Source organism: Mesorhizobium sp. M0478, assembly GCF_040321305.1.
Lineage (GTDB): Bacteria > Pseudomonadota > Alphaproteobacteria > Rhizobiales > Rhizobiaceae > Mesorhizobium.
Map to the genome: position 1 here is coordinate 448,320 of NZ_JAMYRH010000003.1, position 16,590 is coordinate 464,909.

Genomic DNA, 16,590 nt, shown 5'->3' on the forward strand with positions numbered 1-16,590 from the left:
GGAGAAGTACTATGAACTATGCAATCGTAGGATTCGGCAATATCGGACGGGCCCTTGCCAAGGCGTTTGCCCGAAACGGCATCGAAGTTTCCGTTGCAACCACACGCGACCCGGAAAGCTTTGCCGCCGATGCGGCCGCGATCGGACCCACCATCATCCCCAAAAAACTGGCGGAAGCCATCAAGGCGGACATCATCTTTTTGGCTGTCCGCTTCGAGGCGCACCCGAATGTTGCGAAGGCGCTCCCCACCTGGCAGGGGAAGACGATCATCGATGTGACCAATGCCTATGGCGTGCCCCCTGAGGAACTGGGAGGACAACCTTCTTCCAAGTTCATCGCGCAGGCCTTCTCTGGCGCAAAACTGGTCAAGGGCTTCAACCATCTGGTCGCCCCGGTGCTTGATCAGGATCCGGCCGTACATGGTGGCCGGAGGGTCGTGTTCCTGGCAAGCGACGATGATGCTGCCGCAACACAGACTGGGGAGCTTGCGGAAAATCTCGGTTTCGCGCCGATCAAGCTTGGCGGGGTGTCGGAAGGTGGCCTGCTGGTCCAGGCGCGCGGAGACAGCTGGGGTCATCTGATCTTCAAGGACTTGGTCAAATTCGACTGACGAGCGCGACGTCCCCACCGGCAAAGAAACCACGCACTCGATCGGAACTCGGATCGGATCAAGCGCGATCCGATCCGAGCAAAATGGAGAAATCACTATGAGCACCGAGAAGAATATCCACTCCTAAGGAGATTTCGATGTACGACCAATCCAAGGTATCCGAGTTAATCCGGTTCGCACGAATCGAGGCGGGCTCCACCGTGATCGACGTCTACCCTGGCGACGGAGACTGGACGCGCCTCTTCTCCGACATCGTCGGATCAGAGGGGCGGGTCTACAGCTTCGTGCCGGCCGAAGTCGCCCACTTCAAGAACGATCCGGTCGGCCTCATGCGGACGCTCGCGAAGGAGCCGGGCCGAGAGAACGTCGAAGCCGCCTCGGCGGATCTCGTCGCGATGCCGGAGGTCACGCCGCCAGCGGATGTCCTATGGCTGCACCTGTTTTACCACGATCTTCACACCGCCCTGGTCCAGAAGAAGGGTGCGACGGCGGCCGACTTCAATCGAGCTGTCTACAAGCGGCTGAAACCCGGTGGGTCCTACGTCATCGTTGACCACGCCGCTGCCGCGGGGTCGGGCACGAGCGACACCCGGTCGCTGCATCGGATCGACCCTGCATTCGTCCGCGAGGAGGTGGAGGCGGCCGGCTTCGTACTGGACGCGGAAAGCACCGTGCTCGCGAACAAGGATGACCCGCACTCGATCAAGGTGTTCGATCCCGCGATCAAGGGCGAGACCGATCGCTTCGCGTTCCGGTTCGTGAAGCCCTGACAGGTCCTGGGCGCCGACTTCATGTCGACCGCCCCATTGAGTCCATCAACTCGGGTTCGGACCCGTCAAGCTGGGAAAGGTCAACGAGCATGGCGCGCTGGTGCACGCACGCGATGCGGCAGCGCTTGAAGGCGTCCGAGGTGATGATGGCACAAGGTTCTGGAGCACACCTGCCGCAGGTTCCTGATTTGAACTTGATGAATGACGGAAGTCGCCGCGCCGTTGAGGGAGCAGGCGCATCCCCTCAGGGATGCGCCGGACAAACCGTTCAAGAATGGTGGATTTCCGTTCCCAACACCTTCAGGCATTCACGGATGAACGCCGCAAGCGCGGTCCAGCCTTTGGCTGAAACCATGGTCCCATCGACATAAGCGTCGGTGGGAGACAGATCGATATAAGTGCCGCCGGCAAGCGTCACCTCCGGCTCGCAAGCGGCGAGCGCCGCCACCTTCTTGCCGCGCACGACGCCGTCGACCGCGATCAGAATCTGGACGCCATGGCAGATCGTGAAGATCGGCTTTTTCGCCTCGTGGAAATGGCGCACCATCGCCTGTATCCGCTTGTCGGTGCGGATGTATTCGGGGCCACGACCGCCGGCGCAATAGACAGCGTCGTACTGGCTCAGCTGCTTCTCGGCGTCGGCAAAGGTCTTGTTGATCAGCGCATTGTGGCCGGGCTTTTCGGTGTAGGTCTGATCGCCCTCGAAATCGTGCAGCGATGTCTTGATCATGTCTCCGGCGCTTTTGTCGGGGCACACGACATGAACGGTGTGTCCCACCGCTTCCATCGCCTGCTGATAGACAAAGATTTCATACTCCTCGGTGAAATCACCGGTCAGCATCAGGATTTTTTTGGCTGGCATGTCTTTTCCTCTCGGCTTGTTTCAGGGGCGAGGTGCACTGCGCGCCTCCTTCCCGGTATCGAAATCGGCTCAGAACGGGGAGTAGAATTCGTAGGCGGCAGGCTGGGCGAACAGCGGCGCGCCGCGCTTGAGGGTGCCTCGGGCAAGCAGCATCGCCAGGCTACTCGAACGCAGGCAGGAGCCTGTCCCGCGAATTTTCGATGTGCGCACGCATGGCTTTTTCGGCGGCGTCCGGATCGCCCGCGGCAAAGGCAGCGAGAATAGCCTCGTGCTCGTCGAGCGCCTCTTCGGTCACCCTGGAGTGATACATCAGGCGGAAGATATGGAAGTGGGTATGCTGGTGATTCAGCGTCTCGCGAATGAGTTCGTTCTGGGCGAACTCGACGATCTTGTCGTGGAAGATCGCATCCTGACGGGCGAAGTTCGAATAGCGCAGGCGTTCGTCTTTCCCCACCCGCCGAGCCATGACGCCGGCCGCCTCCTGCAGCGCGGCAAGGCGCTCGCCGTCCATTGTTGCGGTGGCTTTGGCCGCGGCGGCAGGTTCAAGCAATAGACGCAGCTCGTAAAGCTCGTCGAAGCGCCGGCGGGTGATTTGCGGGGCGGCGCGATAGCCGATCAGGTGGGTTTTCAGAACCAGCCCTTCCCCCTCCAGCCTGCCAAGCGCTTCACGAATGGGGGTATGCGAGACGTTGAATTCCTTGACGAGATTGTCGACGGTGATGCGCGATCCCGGAGCAATCCTCAAAGACATCAGCTGCGCGAAGATTGCTTCGTAAACGTCGCCAGCCAGACTGTTGGCGCGCTGAATACGACCGGTCGCACGGGCTTCATTGTCAACCGTCAGGTCCGTGTTCTGCATCGTTTGCCTCTTGACAGAACCACCCACTAACATGATGCTCCGCGAAACTCAATCCTATATCCTATACGATTTTATAAGGATATCGCATGATCATGACCTGCAGCGCCGAGGTCGGCCTCTGGCACGAAGCCAAGCCTGTCGGCTTCCAATCCGTCTTCGCAGGATTTTGTGCATGAGCTTGTTTGCAGCGGCGCGCCTGCCGAGCGAGATTCTGTTTGGCAAAGGCCAGCGCCATGTCCTGCCTGCCATTGCCGCCAGACATGGGCGGCGTGCGTTCGTCTGTACCGATGAGCGCTTCGCGGCGACGTCGCAGTTCGCCGAGATTCTGGCTGGCTTGCACAACGCGGCGATCGAGGCGCTGGTCTTCGACCGAACGCTGCCGGATGTGCCGCGCGACAGCGTCGCCACCTGCATTGCGGAGGCGAAGGGTTTCAAGCCCGATATGGTGATCGGAATCGGGGGCGGCAGCTGCCTCGACATGGCCAAATGCGCTGCACTTCTGCTCAGCCATGGCGGCAAGCTCGAGGACTACTATGGCGAGTTCAAGGTACCCGGCCCTACCCTTCCGGTAATCGCAGTGCCGACGACGGCTGGAACAGGCTCCGAGGTGACCCCCGTCGCCGTGATCTCCGACCCGGATCGGACGCTGAAAGTGGGTATCGCCAGTCCGCATCTCATCGCAGCAGTGGCGCTTTGCGATCCGGATCTGACGGTGACCTGTCCACCATCCTTGACGGCGATCGCCGGCGCCGACGCGCTGACGCACGCAATCGAGGCCTTCACAGCGGCCAAACGCGACGCCGACCCTCATTTGCCGCAACAGCACGTGTTCATCGGCAAGAGCGCTCTGACCGATCATTTCGCGCTTCTGGCCATCAGGCTGCTCGGCCGCAGTCTGGAAAAGGCATATCGCGACGGATCGGACGAGGATGCGCGCGCCGACGTGATGATGGGAGCGCTGGCTGCCGGTTGCGCTTTCGGCACGGCGGGAACGGCCGCCGCCCATGCGGTGCAGTATCCCGTCGGTGCGCTTACCCACACCCCGCATGGTCTGGGGGTCGCCACCATGCTGCCCTATGTGATGGCCTACAACCTGGCCGCAGCAGCCGCGGAGATTGCGGAAGTCGGCACTGCTCTTGGCCTTTCCCTTCAGGGCGGCGGCGCCGATGCCTTGGCGCACGCCACCATCCGGGAGGTGAGCCGGCTGTTTGGCGCCATCGGCATCACGCCGACATTGGCCGAACTGGGTCTTCCCGAAGACAAGATCGACTGGACGGCTGAGCAGGCGCTCGGCATCGACCGGTTGATCAAGAACAATCCGCGTCCGTTCGACCTCGCCGCGATGCGACAGCTGGTCAGGGCTGCCTATGACGGCGACATGTCCGCCACCATGATGTGACCGACCAGGAGTTCATCCAATGAACATTGCCGCAGGCATATCCGACGAGGATCAAGATATGTTCGACTACGCCACGGTCTCGCACGGTCTCTACATTGGCGGACGCTGGCGGCCCTCATCGGAGGGCCGCGTGATCGAAGTGGTCGATCCCTCGACTGAAGCCGTGATCGCTGCGGTTCCCGATGCAACGCTCACTGATGCCGCCGCCGCCGTCGACGCTGCCGCGAAGGCGGCGGCCGGCTGGCGCGAGACCCCGCCACGCAGGCGATCGGAAATCCTGCGGCGCTGCTTCGAACTGATGACCGAACGGATGGAGACGTTGGCCGCGCTGATCTCGTTGGAGAACGGCAAGGCGCTGCGCGATGCGCGCGGCGAAGTCGCCTATGCGGCGGAGTTCTTTCGCTGGAACGCCGAGGAGGCGGTCCGCATCAGCGGCGAGTTCGGCCTTGCACCCTCGGGCGCGAACCGGATCATTGTCGACTACCAGCCCATCGGCATTTGCGTGCTCATCACGCCATGGAATTTCCCAGCTGCCATGGCGACACGTAAAATCGCCCCGGCGCTGGCGGCCGGCTGTACGGTGATCCTGAAGCCCGCCAGCGAGACGCCGCTGACGGCCTATGCGCTTGCGGCGCTCTACGAGGAGGCCGGCGTGCCGCCCGGCGTCGTCAACGTGCTGACGACCTCGACCCCCGGGCCGGTGACGGCGGCCATGCTGGCCGATCCGCGCGTGCGAAAGCTGTCCTTCACCGGCTCGACCGGCGTCGGCCGCGTGCTGCTGGCCGAAGCCGCGAAACACGTCATCTCCTGTTCCATGGAGCTTGGCGGCAACGCACCCTTCATCGTCTTCGACGACGCCGACCTGGAAGCCGCCCTTGACGGTGCGATGGTTGCCAAGATGCGCAACGCCGGCGAAGCCTGCACGGCCGCCAACCGGCTTTACGTCCAGGCCGGCATCCATGATGCCTTCGCGGAAGGCTTGAGCAAACGCATGGCGGCACTCAACGTGGGCCCGGGCACAGACTCAGACACAGAATGCGGGCCGATGATCACCAGGAAGGCTGTGCACAAGATCGACCGGCTTGTGCAGGACGCCGTTGCCCGCGGCGCCAAAATCCTGTGTGGTGGCGGCGTATCTGAAGGAAGAGGCTTTTTCTATCCGCCAACGGTGCTCAAGGACGTGCCGGCCGACGTTGCCATGGCTCACGAGGAGATCTTCGGTCCCGTGGCGCCGATCAGTCGCTTCGAAAGCGAGGCGGATGTCATCTCCAAAGCCAATGACACCGAATACGGTCTCGCTGCCTACATCTATACGCGCGACCTGGGCCGGGGGATGCGCGTGGCATCGAAGATCGAGTCCGGCATGATCGCGCTCAACCGCGGCCTGATGTCGGATCCGGCGGCGCCTTTCGGAGGTGTCAAGCAGAGCGGGTTGGGGCGAGAAGGCGGCCAGAAGCACGGCGTTGCCGAGTTCATGGAGGCCAAGTACATCGCCGTGACCCTGTGAGCGGACATCACGCCAAAGATCCGTTTCGCATTCGCGATCATGTGGTCGAGTTCGATGACATCGTCGCCGAGATCGTTCGCAGAAGCGAGGAGACCAGGGCGAACGTGCCCATGGTCGCCGATGTCGCCTACGGGGCTGACGCCACCGAAACCATGGATCTGTTCTTTCCCGAGGGCAAACGGGACCGCCTGCCGGTGCACATGTTCATCCACGGGGGCTATTGGCGCATGTTCTCCAAGCGCGACTATTCCTACGTCGCCGAGACCGTTACGAACGCAGGTGCGATCGCGGTCATTGTCGACTACGCGCTGATGCCGACCGTCAGGATGGCCAGGATCGTCGACCAGGTGCGCCGCGCCAAGCGGTGGGTATTTGACAATGTCGCACACCATGGCGGCAATCCCGGCCTGCTGACCGTTAGCGGTCATTCCGCCGGTGCGCATCTGGCAACAATGCTTTTCGACGGTGACGAGCGGCCTTCCGGCATCAAAGCTGCGCTGCTGCTTGGCGGCCTTTACGACCTGAAGCCATTGCAGATGTCGTTCCTTGCCGCCGAGATCGCGATCACCGACGAGGAGGCCCGCCGATTCTCGCCCATCGATCACAGTTTCGATCCATCCGTGGACGTAGATATCTTGGTCGGCGCCGATGAAACGCCGCCGTTCCACAGCCAGGCCGCACTCTTCACGGACCACCTTGACAAGCAGGGACTGACTGTTTCGCACACAACCCTTGGCGGGGCCAATCACATGAGCAGCGTCCGCGACCTTGGCTTGGCTGGCACCGAGGCCGCGTCACTGTTGGCCCGCGTCGTGGCCGCCTGAGACTCCGCCAGAAGCGCTGCTGGACGCGACCGTTCTGCAAAGTAGCGTCGCAGCATCGAGGTGCCGACAGCGGTGGCAAATCTTCCGCCACCGGTCGCCATACCGTAAGCCGCCGGCGATGTCGACGTCGACGTGGTTCATGCTTTCCAGCGTGATTGAGCTTGATAACCGATGTCGGCGATCGCCGTCATGCCGGCAGCCCAGTTGAGTTCTCAAGGCTGGCCGGCCAAAGACGCCCCTCGGGGGAGAGCGGGCCGACGTTCCGCAACACCGGCCCGCAACCTTCAGAATACGATAGCCCGCGGCACCCCGGAGAAGGGAATTTGCGCTCTCACACCAGCATCGACTGCTGGGCGAAGATGCCCGCCATCGCGCCGTGCGATATTGCCAGGGTGACCGATGGCGGCGTGAGGGGGTTGGCGAGGTCGCCCGCGGCGTAGATGCCGCGCATGCTGGTTTCGCGGCGCTCGTCGACCTTGAGGATTACGCCGAGGGGCGTATCGACCGTGGCGAGGCCCAGTGATTCATGCAGGCTTGCGGACGGCTTGTTGCGCGGATGCGCGAACAGGATGTCGACCGCGACATTGGGGCCGGTATCGAGCTTGACGGTGGCGTTATGCCCCCCGTGATGGGCGATCTCGCTGATCCGGCCGTCGACGACAGGTATGTTGCGGCGCGCCAGACCGGCCCGGATATCGGGCGGAATGTCGTGACCATCAGCGAAGACCGTCAACCTGTCGGTCCAATCGTGGAACAGCCTGACCTGATTCATCGACTGTGGGCCGGACCAGACGAGGCCCCAATGCTGGCCGGCGACTTCAAAGCCGTCGCAATAGGGGCAGGGCACGATGGACGTGCCCCAACCTTCGGCAAAGCCCGGAACATCAGGCATCTGGTCGGCGACGCCATAGCTCAGGATCAGCCGGCGCGCGCCGAGGCTTCCGCCATCGCCAGTGAGGACGGAGAAATCGTCGATGGCCCCGGAGAGGCTGTCGGCCCGGGCATTGACCAGCTTGATCGTGGGATAGCGCGCCAGCTGCCGCCGCGCCTCGGCCAGGATGTCCAGCGGTGGCTTGTGATCGTGGCCGAGCAGGCCATGCGAGTGGCCGGCGAAGCGGTTGCGCGGCAGGCCGGTATCGAGAACGGTGACCTTGCGGCGGGCACGGCCGAGTTGCAGGGCGCCGGCGAGACCGGCAAAGCTGCCGCCGATGATGATGACGTCATCCATGATGGGCTCCGTGTCGTGGATGAGGGGCTGGTTGGACCTGGTTGAAACCTACCCATCGGCTTGCGCATTTCAGAAACTACATGGTATCGTAATCCGAGAATGCGGATACTGTCAAGGACTGGAATTGTCGTGACCGAAAATAGCCAGGGCCGGCGCGGCCGGCCCGCCAACGAGGCGCTTGGCCAAACGATACTCGACGCTGCGTCCGAACTCTTTGTGGAATTGGGTTTTCAAGCGACCACATTGGACAAGGTCGCCCAGCGGGCGAAGATATCCAAGCTCAGCATCTATCGGCATTTCGAGAACAAGGAGGCGCTGTTCAGCGCGGCCATCTCGGCCGGCTGCCATCAGTTGTTTGCGCCACTGGCCCTTCTTGAAGGCGTCGGCGGTTCGGTCGAGGATCAGCTCATGGCGGTGGGATCATCCCTGCTTCGGACGCTGTTGAGATCAGACGTCCGCAGTGTCGAAGCCATGGTCATGGCCGACCAGACGAATCCAAGGTCGTTAAGCAAGCTCCATTTCGAAGCCGGCCCCGCCCATGTCATCGCCCAAATCGAGGTCCTGTTGCGTCAGTTGCACGCGAAGGCGGTTCTGAACGTGCCCGATCCTCTCCGGTCCGCCCGCTTGTTTGCCGCGCTTTTCAAAGGATCCGATCTTTTGATTATCGCACGCTTCGATGAGGCGAGAGCGGCGGACGACAACGAAATCGAATCCTATTGCCGGTCGGCCGTCGCCATGTTCATCGCTGCGCACGGCTAGCAGTCCGCCCTGCCCGCTAATCATTGTATTTCTGCGAAATACTCCGCTAGAGTCGCCGTCGCGATGGCGCCCATCCACCCCATGTCGATCGCGTCGGGTCGGGCTGCGCGCCCGCCGGTGAGCGGCATCTCCTACCTGCTCCGGTCACACAGCGCTGCTTCTGCCGACCCTGTGCGGGCGAGGAAGAGAATGCCGGTTATGGCCACGAGAATCGAGCAGATGGGGTATCAGCCGCCGCGAAGGACACCTGCGGACCGGTACACTTGAGTACGTCCATTCGTGGGTCGGGCTCCAGCGGCTCGTGCCCGACGCGCCCCGGGGAAGGCCGCTGGTGCCCGCGACAGATCCTTCCAAGGTGCGGGTCTGGCATGGCCCAAAAATTCTCTCGAGCTCCCGGAACATCGGTCCGCCCCTGTGGTTCGACAAGCAGCGGCACAGTCGATCCAACCAGGCATCGGCCCGCTTAGGACAGGCGCGAGGTCCCTACCCACAGATCTTGCGAAAATAGGAGCAAGCTATGCGAGCGTTGGTCTGGCACGGCAAGGAAGACATACGCTGCGATCAGGTTTCGGATCCGGAAATTGAGGATGAACGTGACGCGATCATCAAGGTGACGAGTTGTGCCATATGCGGCTCCGACCTTCACCTCTACCACAACTATGTGCCAGCCATGCTGCCCGGCGACATCATGGGCCACGAGATGATGGGAGAGGTCGTCGAGGTCGGCAAGGGCGTCAACGGCGCTCTGAAGGAGGGAGACCGCATCGTCGTGCCGTTCACCATAATCTGCGGTGAGTGCGACCAGTGCAAGCGACAGAACTTTTCGGTTTGCGAACGCACAAACCGCAAGAAGAATCTCGGTGACAAGGTGTTCGGGCACACCACCGCGGGTCTGTTCGGCTACACTCATTTGACCGGCGGCTATCCCGGGGGACAGGCGGAATACATGCGTGTGCCGTTTGCCGATGCCACGCACGTAAAGGTGCCTGACAGCCTTACCGACGAGCAGGTTCTCTTCCTCGGCGATATTTTTCCTACCGGCTGGCAGGCGGCGGCACAGTGCGACATTGAGCCTACCGATACGGTTGCGGTGTGGGGCTGCGGCCCAGTCGGGCAGATGGCCATACGCAGCGCCCTGCTGCTCGGCGCGAAACAGGTGGTGGCGATCGATTGCCTGCCGGAACGGCTTTCCATGGCCGCGGCCGGCGGCGCCATCGCCATCAATTTCGCCGAGGAAAGTGTCGTCGAACGACTGCGGGAACTCACCGGCGGAAAGGGCCCGGAGAAGTGCATCGATTGCGTCGGCATGGAAAGCCACGTCTCGCTGGCCCAGCCCGATACCGTGTACGATCGCGCAAAGCAGTTGATGCTGATGGAAAATGATCGACCGCACGTTTTGCGTGAGATGATCTATGTCTGCCGGCCGGCCGGCGTGATCTCGATCCCCGGCGTCTACAGCGGGCTGGTCGACAAGATTCCGATGGGACAGGCAATGAACAAGGGGCTCACCTTCCGAATGGGGCAGACCCATGTCAACCGTTGGACCGAGGATCTGTTGCGCCGCATCGAAGATGGCCAGATCGACCCATCCTTCGTCATCACCCATACCGTGGGGCTCGAGCAGGGACCCGAGATGTACAAGGTGTTTCGCGACAAGCAGGACAGCTGCATCAAGGTTGTACTGAAACCGTAGGGAAATCGTCATGAACGTGATTGCCAAACTTACCAACATCACCCGATCGCCTGGCGATCCCAAAGTGCTGAAGACTGGGCAGAGTGCGGTCGGGGCCTCCGATGGCCTTGCCCGCAAGCTCGGCTGGTTCAGCATCGCGCTTGGCGTCGCCGAGTTGGTTGGCGCCGAGCGGATTGCCGGCGCGCTCGGCATGCGCGGCAAGGAAGATCTGATCCGCGCTTATGGGGCGCGGGAAATAAGCAGCGGCATACTCTCGCTTTCAGTGGACAAGCAAGCCGGGCTGTGGAGCCGGGTGGCCGGCGACGGCCTGGATATCGCGACATTGCTGACAGCGTATCGGCCTGGCAACCCAAAGCGCGATAATGTAGGCCTTGCGCTTGCCATGGTCGCCGGCATCACATTGCTCGACATCATCGCTGCGAAAAGCGTGACCGCGAGCCACTCTCGGAGCGGGACCAAGCCACGCGACTACAGTGATCGAAGCGGCTTTCCCGGAGGCACTGCCGCAGCCCGCGACCGTGCCCGCTCGCAGCGCAGCCAGGAGGCCGGCGCAGCCTGATAGAGATTTCCGAACCCTGGCGCCATGCGACCTGGACAGGTGGCATCTCGTCAGGCCCTAACGCCAGAGGTGGTTGCTCTCGGCGAGCCGAGTTTGCTGGAACAGAGTGGACCGTCGCGCGGCCGTTCTCGCCGTCTCCTGGGTCACCGCCGCGCATGGGTTGTGTGGCCGGTGCGTTAAAGGCACGAAGCAAGCAGCGATCCGACCAGGCGTCGAGCCTTCCATGTCTCTTACCTTGGCCAGGTTCCGGCGATCCTCAGGCCGAGCCGCGTTCGGGAAGCTCGGTCTCTTCCGCCACCCCTTTCCGCAGGTCTCGGCGCAAGCGTTCCGCTTCGTCGGAATTATTATCGTCGTCTGTCCGCTCGAGTTCGCGATCGATTGTGTCGCGCGACCCCTCTGCCGGATCCTGTTGCGGAGATGTGTTCGGGCCGGTTTCGATCTTGCCGTCGCCGGGAACGGTGCGGTCGCGAGACTTCGTCATCTTCAGCTTCCCTTTCATCTGTCATCTGCCTCGGCATCTCCGAAGGCATGAATTTTGGCCGCTTCCCTGCCGAACCGGATCGTCGACGCTTTGTTCCGGGAAAGCCCCCGCAGGTTCGTGCTGGTCGGCCCGGGGCATTGGTCGATGCCCATGCCGGGAAGCATCCTATGCCAACGAGGTCGGCGGCAGCCTCATCGATGTCGTTATCAACATGTGGGCTGTTTCGGCCCGGACACGCGAGCACGCCAGGCTCGCGGCGAGTTTTCGAACCGAAGCAGATGCGCAGCGTAACAGCTGGATGTATAGGGAAAAGGCTGCCTCATCCACGACATCGCGCTTCGGGAGGGCCGGCGGCATGCTCGCCTGGGCGGTCCGGCAGCTGGTAGCGAACTGGTCATAGGCCTTTGCAAAGCCGCGTCGATGAAGCGGGTGCGGTAGCGCTGGTCGGTGTAGCGTCGACCCGTCTGCCAATCGGAGACAAGCGCGACCACTTTTGTGACCTCACTGTTTTTTCCACCGGACTCGACATCTCACTATCATAGTTGATTGTGGCTACCGGTGACCCTGCGTAATGGATAGCCATTCCAACTCTCCAACAGGAAAACGGTATGTTGTATCCGGGTCGGTTTTTGGGGCCAAGCGACATTGAGATGCTCGCCCAGGTTTGTCACACGGTCTGCAAAGAGCGCGCCCTACCTCTTGCTTCGCAGAACGGAGAGCGCATAGCTGCGCACATACTCAGGCTGTTTATGAACGGCTTGATTGGGCAGAATGAACTGCTTGATGCTGAGAGGAACTGGGCTCGTCGGCCTGACCGTTCGGTCCAGCAGACGATGTCAACTTCGCGCACATGAGAGGCCGCGTGACCCAGTCTTGGTAGTCGGAAAGCCGCCAAGGCCAGTTGGGAACAAACCTGACATTTAAGCGTTTGTAGAGCCCTTCCACCGGGCAACTCACCGAAATGCTTCTTGCCGTGCATGATGCGATGTCGACGGCCGTTTTGGCGGGCAGGAGCGCCAATGCGGAAATAGTAGGCGTGGTCGACCTCACCAACAAAGCTGAGGTCGACATCGGCATCACCAGCTTGGGAAGAGCCATCCAGTTCGTGGCCAACGCCTCGGTGCTTGGATACGACATTCGCGGCGCCATGGTCTTCTATGGCGCGCCCGGTACCCCGAGCCTAAGGGCGAGAGAGTGCGAGCGCTTGTGGGCGCAGTTTGGCGGCGCGCTTCTACAGCCGTAGCTCTATCAGGACGTTCGCCCCGCCCGTTCTTGGTATGAACGCGTACGGAACTGAGGCGCTACCCAGCCGCAGCGGGAATGGCTCAGTGGTAGCTCTAGCTGGCGACCGCACTAAGCAGCTTTTCGGTGATGGGCTTTGAGCGGCTGAGCCAGCGTGAGAACGTTCGGCTGCATATCTGCCGGTGCCTGCTTTCATGTGACTGGGCGAGGCTATTGGGGAGCCGGGTTGACCACTGGCCCTTAGCCGAGGGAAGCACAGTACGGCAACCTCGCTCTTTGCTGGCTAACATCCTTCCGCTCTCAGGGACCGGACCATGCGCACAACAACAGGGTCATACGGTTTCTTTTCGGATTTCCGATAATTCATTGTGAAAAGCGCGGCACGCTGGTTGCAGACCATAATTGCACGGACGTAGCGAATCTCGCCATTCTTGACCCCGGAGTAGCTGGCCCATTTCGGGGCTAGGCGCCGATAGGTCAGTCGCCAACCGGCCTTTTCGTCCTCGATCATGCGATGTTCGATCTCGGCGCGAAAACTTGCTTTGCCCAGTCGCGCGCCCCAAACGACCAGAAACGCGTCTCTTGGGCCCTGAAAAGCCGCGCCCTGCTCCGAATTCTGGGTCAGGACGAAATTCGGAGGAATATCGAAACTAAAGCCAAGCTGTCGGACGCCGAAGGGCTGCCACGCCTCGGCCTGAAGCAACGTGGTCCAAAAGAGAAAAACTGTAAGTCCCAGCAGGAGGCGTCGCATTGCTCTGATTTAGCGCTGGCTAACATGGTGTCCAGACGGACAGAGGTCCGTGACATAAAAAATATGCATCATGGCCGCGCAGCATATGGACGCGGGATTCGCGATTGACGGCGTGCGGTCGAAACGGCTTCCGTCCCACGAAAGGAGAGGACGCAGAGGGAATTGGTGCGTCGGTATGATCGACTGGCAGAAAATTGGCGAGGCCGAATGTCCAACGTTCATTGCCCGCCAAAATGGGCGCCGGCTTCCTCTTGTGCCTAGGGAAGAAGAGCCGAAATTATTCCCTGACGAAGACCCTGATCTACCTCAGACGGGGGCATGCCCTGTAACTTCGCCGTGACCTGATCCCCTTCGGGGAACAATCAGATCGAGCTCCAGTTTGGCCTTCCAAGCGAAGGCACTGATGGAGCATGCCATGAGATTTCCACACAGCACGACGGCCGCGGCCGCCGTTTTCATTGCCCTGACCTCCCCCGCGCTCGCCCAGACAAGCGGAACACCATCACCCTCGACACCTGCACCCGCTCCGGCAACCGAACCGCCGGCCGCCGGACAGTTGCCGGATGCGACCGGACAAGCGGATGGACCAACACGCGAAATGATCCGCCAGATGGTTGAGCAAGCTGTCCGTGAGCGACTGCAGCAGGATCGCGGTTCCGAAGAGGGTTTCCGCGAGGAAGATAGTCGCAACTATCAAGGCGATCGCAACGAGGGTGCTGACCGCCACGATGAAGATGGCGACCGTTGGCAGAACCACGGTGACCGCGATCGTGGACACAGAATGGCTGGACGCTGGCATCATCAGATGATGCGCGGTGCCGGCATGCGACTGATGTTCGGGCTGTTGGACACCGATGGCGACGGATCGGTGTCCGAGGACGAGGTTCAACGCGCGGTGGGCAGGATGTTCAGTAGCATTGACGAGAATGGTGATGGCAAGATCGATGTGAACGAGATCCAGTCCTTCATGCATGGCTCCAGCATGCATGGCACTGATAGCGAGGACACGCCGTAGCTGTCTTCAAAGGGAATGCCCTCCCTCGGACAAAGCGGGCGCGTGGCGGCCGATCCCGAAGCGGTGTCTCTTGGCTGTTAGGCGCCCGGCCAGCACCCTTTAGGCTTGAGCTATTCCCGCAGTCCCGCTAGACGCCAGCCGTGACAAAAAAGGCTTCGCATTGCTGATCGAGGAACGATCGAAGCCGACCAACGCAAGGTCACTCGGGCGCCCGGTCTTCCAGCAGAACGAAGGATGCGGCGATCAAGTCGTCGCCATTGATACGTCCTTGGCTGTCCTCCAACATAGTTGCAACCTTGTGGAAGGCCATCATTTCACCCGCGTCAATCTGCGCTTCACGCATCTTGGCTGTGAGATCAGCCACGCGATTTCCTAACGAATGTGATTTTGCAGTCTCGCAATTCGACATGATTAGTCATCCTTTGCCTTGGGGTTTCACGCTGCCGAACGCAATGCTTCAGCGGATGTTCCGAATTTGGCCATCAGTCTTATGGGATAGGACTTGCGTCTGATTGCGGTTGGAAGAAGCCCGAACGGCGGAACACGCAGCCGGATCCGAATTGGAAACCCACCGTCGATCGAAGTCCCTTGTCGCCGGTTGAGATCCCGCCATCTTCACTGTCGAGAGGGTGGCGGGATCGCCTTCCGAGGAGCGAGCGCATATGAGGTAATAGATATTTGGCAGATGTACTCACGGCCATCCTGCTCGCTTCTTTTGTCTGCGCATGTTCATTCTTTTCGGGAAACCCCATCTCTCCAACAACACGCAACACCGCGTTGCTACCCATGATGATGCGATGACAACTGCATCAACAAGCAAAGCGTCTTCGCCTAAGGTGCGATTGCCGGGGGCTTTCGACTTGAAGGTCGTCCAACGGGCCCCGGTGGTCAGGCGGTGGCGTTCAGCGGGAGCCAGGTAGACTCATCGCGAAAATCCCGCAGCGAGGCATGTCGCAAGTCCTCCTCACCGCGTGCGGATACTGGAATCCGCCTGGCTCGTTGTAACAGGCATGCGAAGATGAGTGTCGGCGCATGGACGCGGAAAAACCCGCCATCGTGAGCCAGGGGGCCTTGTGATGGGATGGCCCGCGCGTGCGGTCAAGGCTGCGCGGGCCGACCATGATGAATGAGGGGACATCTTGGTCACCGGCACGACCGATGAAGAACGAGCCGGGTGTGACAAAACACCCTTGGAGCGAGGATGTTCCCGTCCGCACAAAAAAGCCCGCCGGCGTGAGCCGGCGGGCAATCGCTATTTTGCCGTCAAGCGGACAGACCGCTTGCGGCCCACCCACTGCAGCATTTTTCCACTTTGAGCCGAAATCATTCTCAACTATGGTTCGCCAGGCTTAAGGCATGGGGGATTGCCGATGGTTTTATCACGCAGGGGTGTCGTGCTCGGCGGTCTGGCGCTGGTCGCGGTCGGTGGAACCAGCAATATTGTTCAAGCCGCGGGGGCAAAATCCTTTTTCGCTGGTACCGCCAGCGATAACGATTTCGTCTATCGCAAGACCAACTTCGCCAAGATCGACAAGAGATGGCATCGCCAGATCGTCAAGTATTTCAGCAGCGAGCCGGTCGGCACCGTCGTGGTCGATACCCGCCACCACTTCCTCTACCTCATCATGGAAAACAAGACTGCCATCCGCTACGGCGTCGGCGTCGGCAAGGAAGGCTTCAAATGGTACGGCCGCGCGACGATCGATCGCCGCGCGCTGTGGCCGCAATGGGTCCCGCCCCCCGAAATGCGTGAGCGCAAACCGGACTTACCGCCCATGATCGCAGGCGGCGCGTCCAACAATCCGCTCGGGCCGCGCGCGCTCTATCTGTACCGCGACGGCGCCGACATCGGCTACCGCTTGCATGGCACGCTGGAGCCATGGAGCATCGGCACCGACGCTTCCAGCGGCTGCATCCGCATGTTCCCCGAAGACATCATCGACCTCTACCAGCGGTGCCCGATCGGCACCGCGGTGGAGGTCCTGCCGCACATCGCCGACCAGGCGCCCGCTTCCACCACTGTCGAATGA

Annotated in this window: 17 protein-coding genes; 11 read left to right on the top strand and 6 right to left on the bottom strand. The window is 61.4% G+C overall.

Annotation, left to right across the window (positions count from 1 at the left end; genetic code table 11):
- Positions 1–11 precede the first annotated feature (11 nt).
- Complete coding sequence (locus NKI64_RS10005; RefSeq protein WP_023695174.1) at positions 12–611, top strand: NADPH-dependent F420 reductase; 600 nt, start codon at positions 12–14, stop codon at positions 609–611.
- 137 nt (positions 612–748) lie between these two features.
- A complete protein-coding gene (locus NKI64_RS10010; RefSeq protein ID WP_352667795.1) occupies positions 749–1,381 on the top strand; it encodes a class I SAM-dependent methyltransferase in 633 nt (210 codons plus the stop codon).
- A 268-nt stretch (positions 1,382–1,649) separates the two neighbouring features.
- Here the strand turns inward: NKI64_RS10010 and NKI64_RS10015 are convergent, their stop codons facing one another.
- Positions 1,650–2,243, bottom strand: coding sequence for a DJ-1/PfpI family protein (locus NKI64_RS10015; RefSeq protein ID WP_023667783.1), 594 nt, complete (start codon positions 2,241–2,243; stop codon positions 1,650–1,652).
- Between the two features lie 160 nt (positions 2,244–2,403).
- Positions 2,404–3,102 carry a GntR family transcriptional regulator gene (locus NKI64_RS10020; RefSeq protein WP_023667782.1) on the bottom strand — a complete coding sequence of 233 codons (699 nt, stop codon included), beginning with the start codon at positions 3,100–3,102 and terminating at the stop codon, positions 2,404–2,406.
- Between the two features lie 172 nt (positions 3,103–3,274).
- On the opposite strand from NKI64_RS10020, the gene NKI64_RS10025 reads away from it, so the two are divergent.
- From NKI64_RS10025 to NKI64_RS10035, 3 genes are all read left to right on the top strand, one after another.
- Positions 3,275–4,501, top strand: a complete 1,227-nt coding sequence (locus NKI64_RS10025; RefSeq protein ID WP_352667798.1) for an iron-containing alcohol dehydrogenase — start codon at positions 3,275–3,277, stop codon at positions 4,499–4,501.
- A gap of 58 nt (positions 4,502–4,559) precedes the next feature.
- A complete protein-coding gene (locus tag NKI64_RS10030) occupies positions 4,560–6,008 on the top strand; it encodes an NAD-dependent succinate-semialdehyde dehydrogenase (RefSeq protein ID WP_352535639.1) in 1,449 nt (482 codons plus the stop codon).
- Positions 6,009–6,118: 110 nt separating this feature from the next.
- Positions 6,119–6,832, top strand: a complete 714-nt coding sequence (locus NKI64_RS10035) for an alpha/beta hydrolase (RefSeq protein WP_352667800.1) — start codon at positions 6,119–6,121, stop codon at positions 6,830–6,832.
- 331 nt (positions 6,833–7,163) lie between these two features.
- On the opposite strand, the gene NKI64_RS10040 is transcribed toward NKI64_RS10035, so the two are convergent.
- Positions 7,164–8,060 (bottom strand): NAD(P)/FAD-dependent oxidoreductase, encoded by an 897-nt coding sequence (locus NKI64_RS10040; RefSeq protein WP_352667802.1) that lies wholly within the window; start codon positions 8,058–8,060, stop codon positions 7,164–7,166.
- Positions 8,061–8,189: 129 nt separating this feature from the next.
- Between NKI64_RS10040 and NKI64_RS10045 the strand changes: the two genes are divergently transcribed.
- The 3 genes from NKI64_RS10045 to NKI64_RS10055 all read left to right on the top strand — a co-directional run bounded on the left by NKI64_RS10045 (position 8,190) and on the right by NKI64_RS10055 (position 11,071).
- A complete protein-coding gene (locus tag NKI64_RS10045) occupies positions 8,190–8,819 on the top strand; it encodes a TetR/AcrR family transcriptional regulator (RefSeq protein ID WP_023704689.1) in 630 nt (209 codons plus the stop codon).
- 517 nt (positions 8,820–9,336) lie between these two features.
- Positions 9,337–10,512 carry a zinc-dependent alcohol dehydrogenase gene (locus NKI64_RS10050; RefSeq protein WP_023682758.1) on the top strand — a complete coding sequence of 392 codons (1,176 nt, stop codon included), beginning with the start codon at positions 9,337–9,339 and terminating at the stop codon, positions 10,510–10,512.
- Between the two features lie 10 nt (positions 10,513–10,522).
- The gene (locus tag NKI64_RS10055; RefSeq protein WP_023820877.1) at positions 10,523–11,071 is read left to right on the top strand and encodes a hypothetical protein; all 549 of its coding nucleotides are present in this window, start codon (positions 10,523–10,525) and stop codon (positions 11,069–11,071) included.
- Positions 11,072–11,327: 256 nt separating this feature from the next.
- Here the strand turns inward: NKI64_RS10055 and NKI64_RS10060 are convergent, their stop codons facing one another.
- Positions 11,328–11,552: a hypothetical protein gene (locus NKI64_RS10060; RefSeq protein WP_155921549.1), complete on the bottom strand. Its 225-nt coding sequence runs from the start codon at positions 11,550–11,552 to the stop codon at positions 11,328–11,330.
- A gap of 985 nt (positions 11,553–12,537) precedes the next feature.
- Between NKI64_RS10060 and NKI64_RS10065 the strand changes: the two genes are divergently transcribed.
- Positions 12,538–12,795, top strand: coding sequence for a hypothetical protein (locus tag NKI64_RS10065; protein WP_245260390.1), 258 nt, complete (start codon positions 12,538–12,540; stop codon positions 12,793–12,795).
- Between the two features lie 282 nt (positions 12,796–13,077).
- On the opposite strand, the gene NKI64_RS10070 is transcribed toward NKI64_RS10065, so the two are convergent.
- Positions 13,078–13,545, bottom strand: coding sequence for a hypothetical protein (locus NKI64_RS10070; protein ID WP_023667769.1), 468 nt, complete (start codon positions 13,543–13,545; stop codon positions 13,078–13,080).
- Between the two features lie 415 nt (positions 13,546–13,960).
- On the opposite strand from NKI64_RS10070, the gene NKI64_RS10075 reads away from it, so the two are divergent.
- Entirely contained in the window at positions 13,961–14,560 is a 600-nt protein-coding gene (locus tag NKI64_RS10075) for an EF-hand domain-containing protein (RefSeq protein WP_352667805.1), read from the top strand.
- Between the two features lie 199 nt (positions 14,561–14,759).
- On the opposite strand, the gene NKI64_RS10080 is transcribed toward NKI64_RS10075, so the two are convergent.
- Positions 14,760–14,924 carry a hypothetical protein gene (locus NKI64_RS10080; RefSeq protein WP_023667766.1) on the bottom strand — a complete coding sequence of 55 codons (165 nt, stop codon included), beginning with the start codon at positions 14,922–14,924 and terminating at the stop codon, positions 14,760–14,762.
- A 1,006-nt stretch (positions 14,925–15,930) separates the two neighbouring features.
- Between NKI64_RS10080 and NKI64_RS10085 the strand changes: the two genes are divergently transcribed.
- The gene (locus NKI64_RS10085) at positions 15,931–16,590 is read left to right on the top strand and encodes a L,D-transpeptidase (protein ID WP_023682764.1); all 660 of its coding nucleotides are present in this window, start codon (positions 15,931–15,933) and stop codon (positions 16,588–16,590) included.

Bases quoted from the DNA above. Each gene is read 5' to 3' on its own strand.
- NKI64_RS10010 (WP_352667795.1), top strand. From the start codon at position 749: ATGTACGACCAATCCAAGGTATCCGAGTTAATCCGGTTCGCACGAATC.
- NKI64_RS10005 (WP_023695174.1), top strand. From the start codon at position 12: ATGAACTATGCAATCGTAGGATTCGGCAATATCGGACGGGCCCTTGCC.
- NKI64_RS10015 (WP_023667783.1), bottom strand. From the start codon at position 2,243: ATGCCAGCCAAAAAAATCCTGATGCTGACCGGTGATTTCACCGAGGAG.
- NKI64_RS10075 (WP_352667805.1), top strand. From the start codon at position 13,961: ATGAGATTTCCACACAGCACGACGGCCGCGGCCGCCGTTTTCATTGCC.
- NKI64_RS10025 (WP_352667798.1), top strand. From the start codon at position 3,275: ATGAGCTTGTTTGCAGCGGCGCGCCTGCCGAGCGAGATTCTGTTTGGC.
- NKI64_RS10035 (WP_352667800.1), top strand. From the start codon at position 6,119: ATGGTCGCCGATGTCGCCTACGGGGCTGACGCCACCGAAACCATGGAT.
- NKI64_RS10085 (WP_023682764.1), top strand. From the start codon at position 15,931: ATGGTTTTATCACGCAGGGGTGTCGTGCTCGGCGGTCTGGCGCTGGTC.
- NKI64_RS10065 (WP_245260390.1), top strand. From the start codon at position 12,538: ATGTCGACGGCCGTTTTGGCGGGCAGGAGCGCCAATGCGGAAATAGTA.
- NKI64_RS10055 (WP_023820877.1), top strand. From the start codon at position 10,523: ATGAACGTGATTGCCAAACTTACCAACATCACCCGATCGCCTGGCGAT.
- NKI64_RS10060 (WP_155921549.1), bottom strand. From the start codon at position 11,552: ATGACGAAGTCTCGCGACCGCACCGTTCCCGGCGACGGCAAGATCGAA.
- NKI64_RS10050 (WP_023682758.1), top strand. From the start codon at position 9,337: ATGCGAGCGTTGGTCTGGCACGGCAAGGAAGACATACGCTGCGATCAG.
- NKI64_RS10030 (WP_352535639.1), top strand. From the start codon at position 4,560: ATGTTCGACTACGCCACGGTCTCGCACGGTCTCTACATTGGCGGACGC.
- NKI64_RS10040 (WP_352667802.1), bottom strand. From the start codon at position 8,060: ATGGATGACGTCATCATCATCGGCGGCAGCTTTGCCGGTCTCGCCGGC.
- NKI64_RS10020 (WP_023667782.1), bottom strand. From the start codon at position 3,102: ATGCAGAACACGGACCTGACGGTTGACAATGAAGCCCGTGCGACCGGT.
- NKI64_RS10070 (WP_023667769.1), bottom strand. From the start codon at position 13,545: ATGCGACGCCTCCTGCTGGGACTTACAGTTTTTCTCTTTTGGACCACG.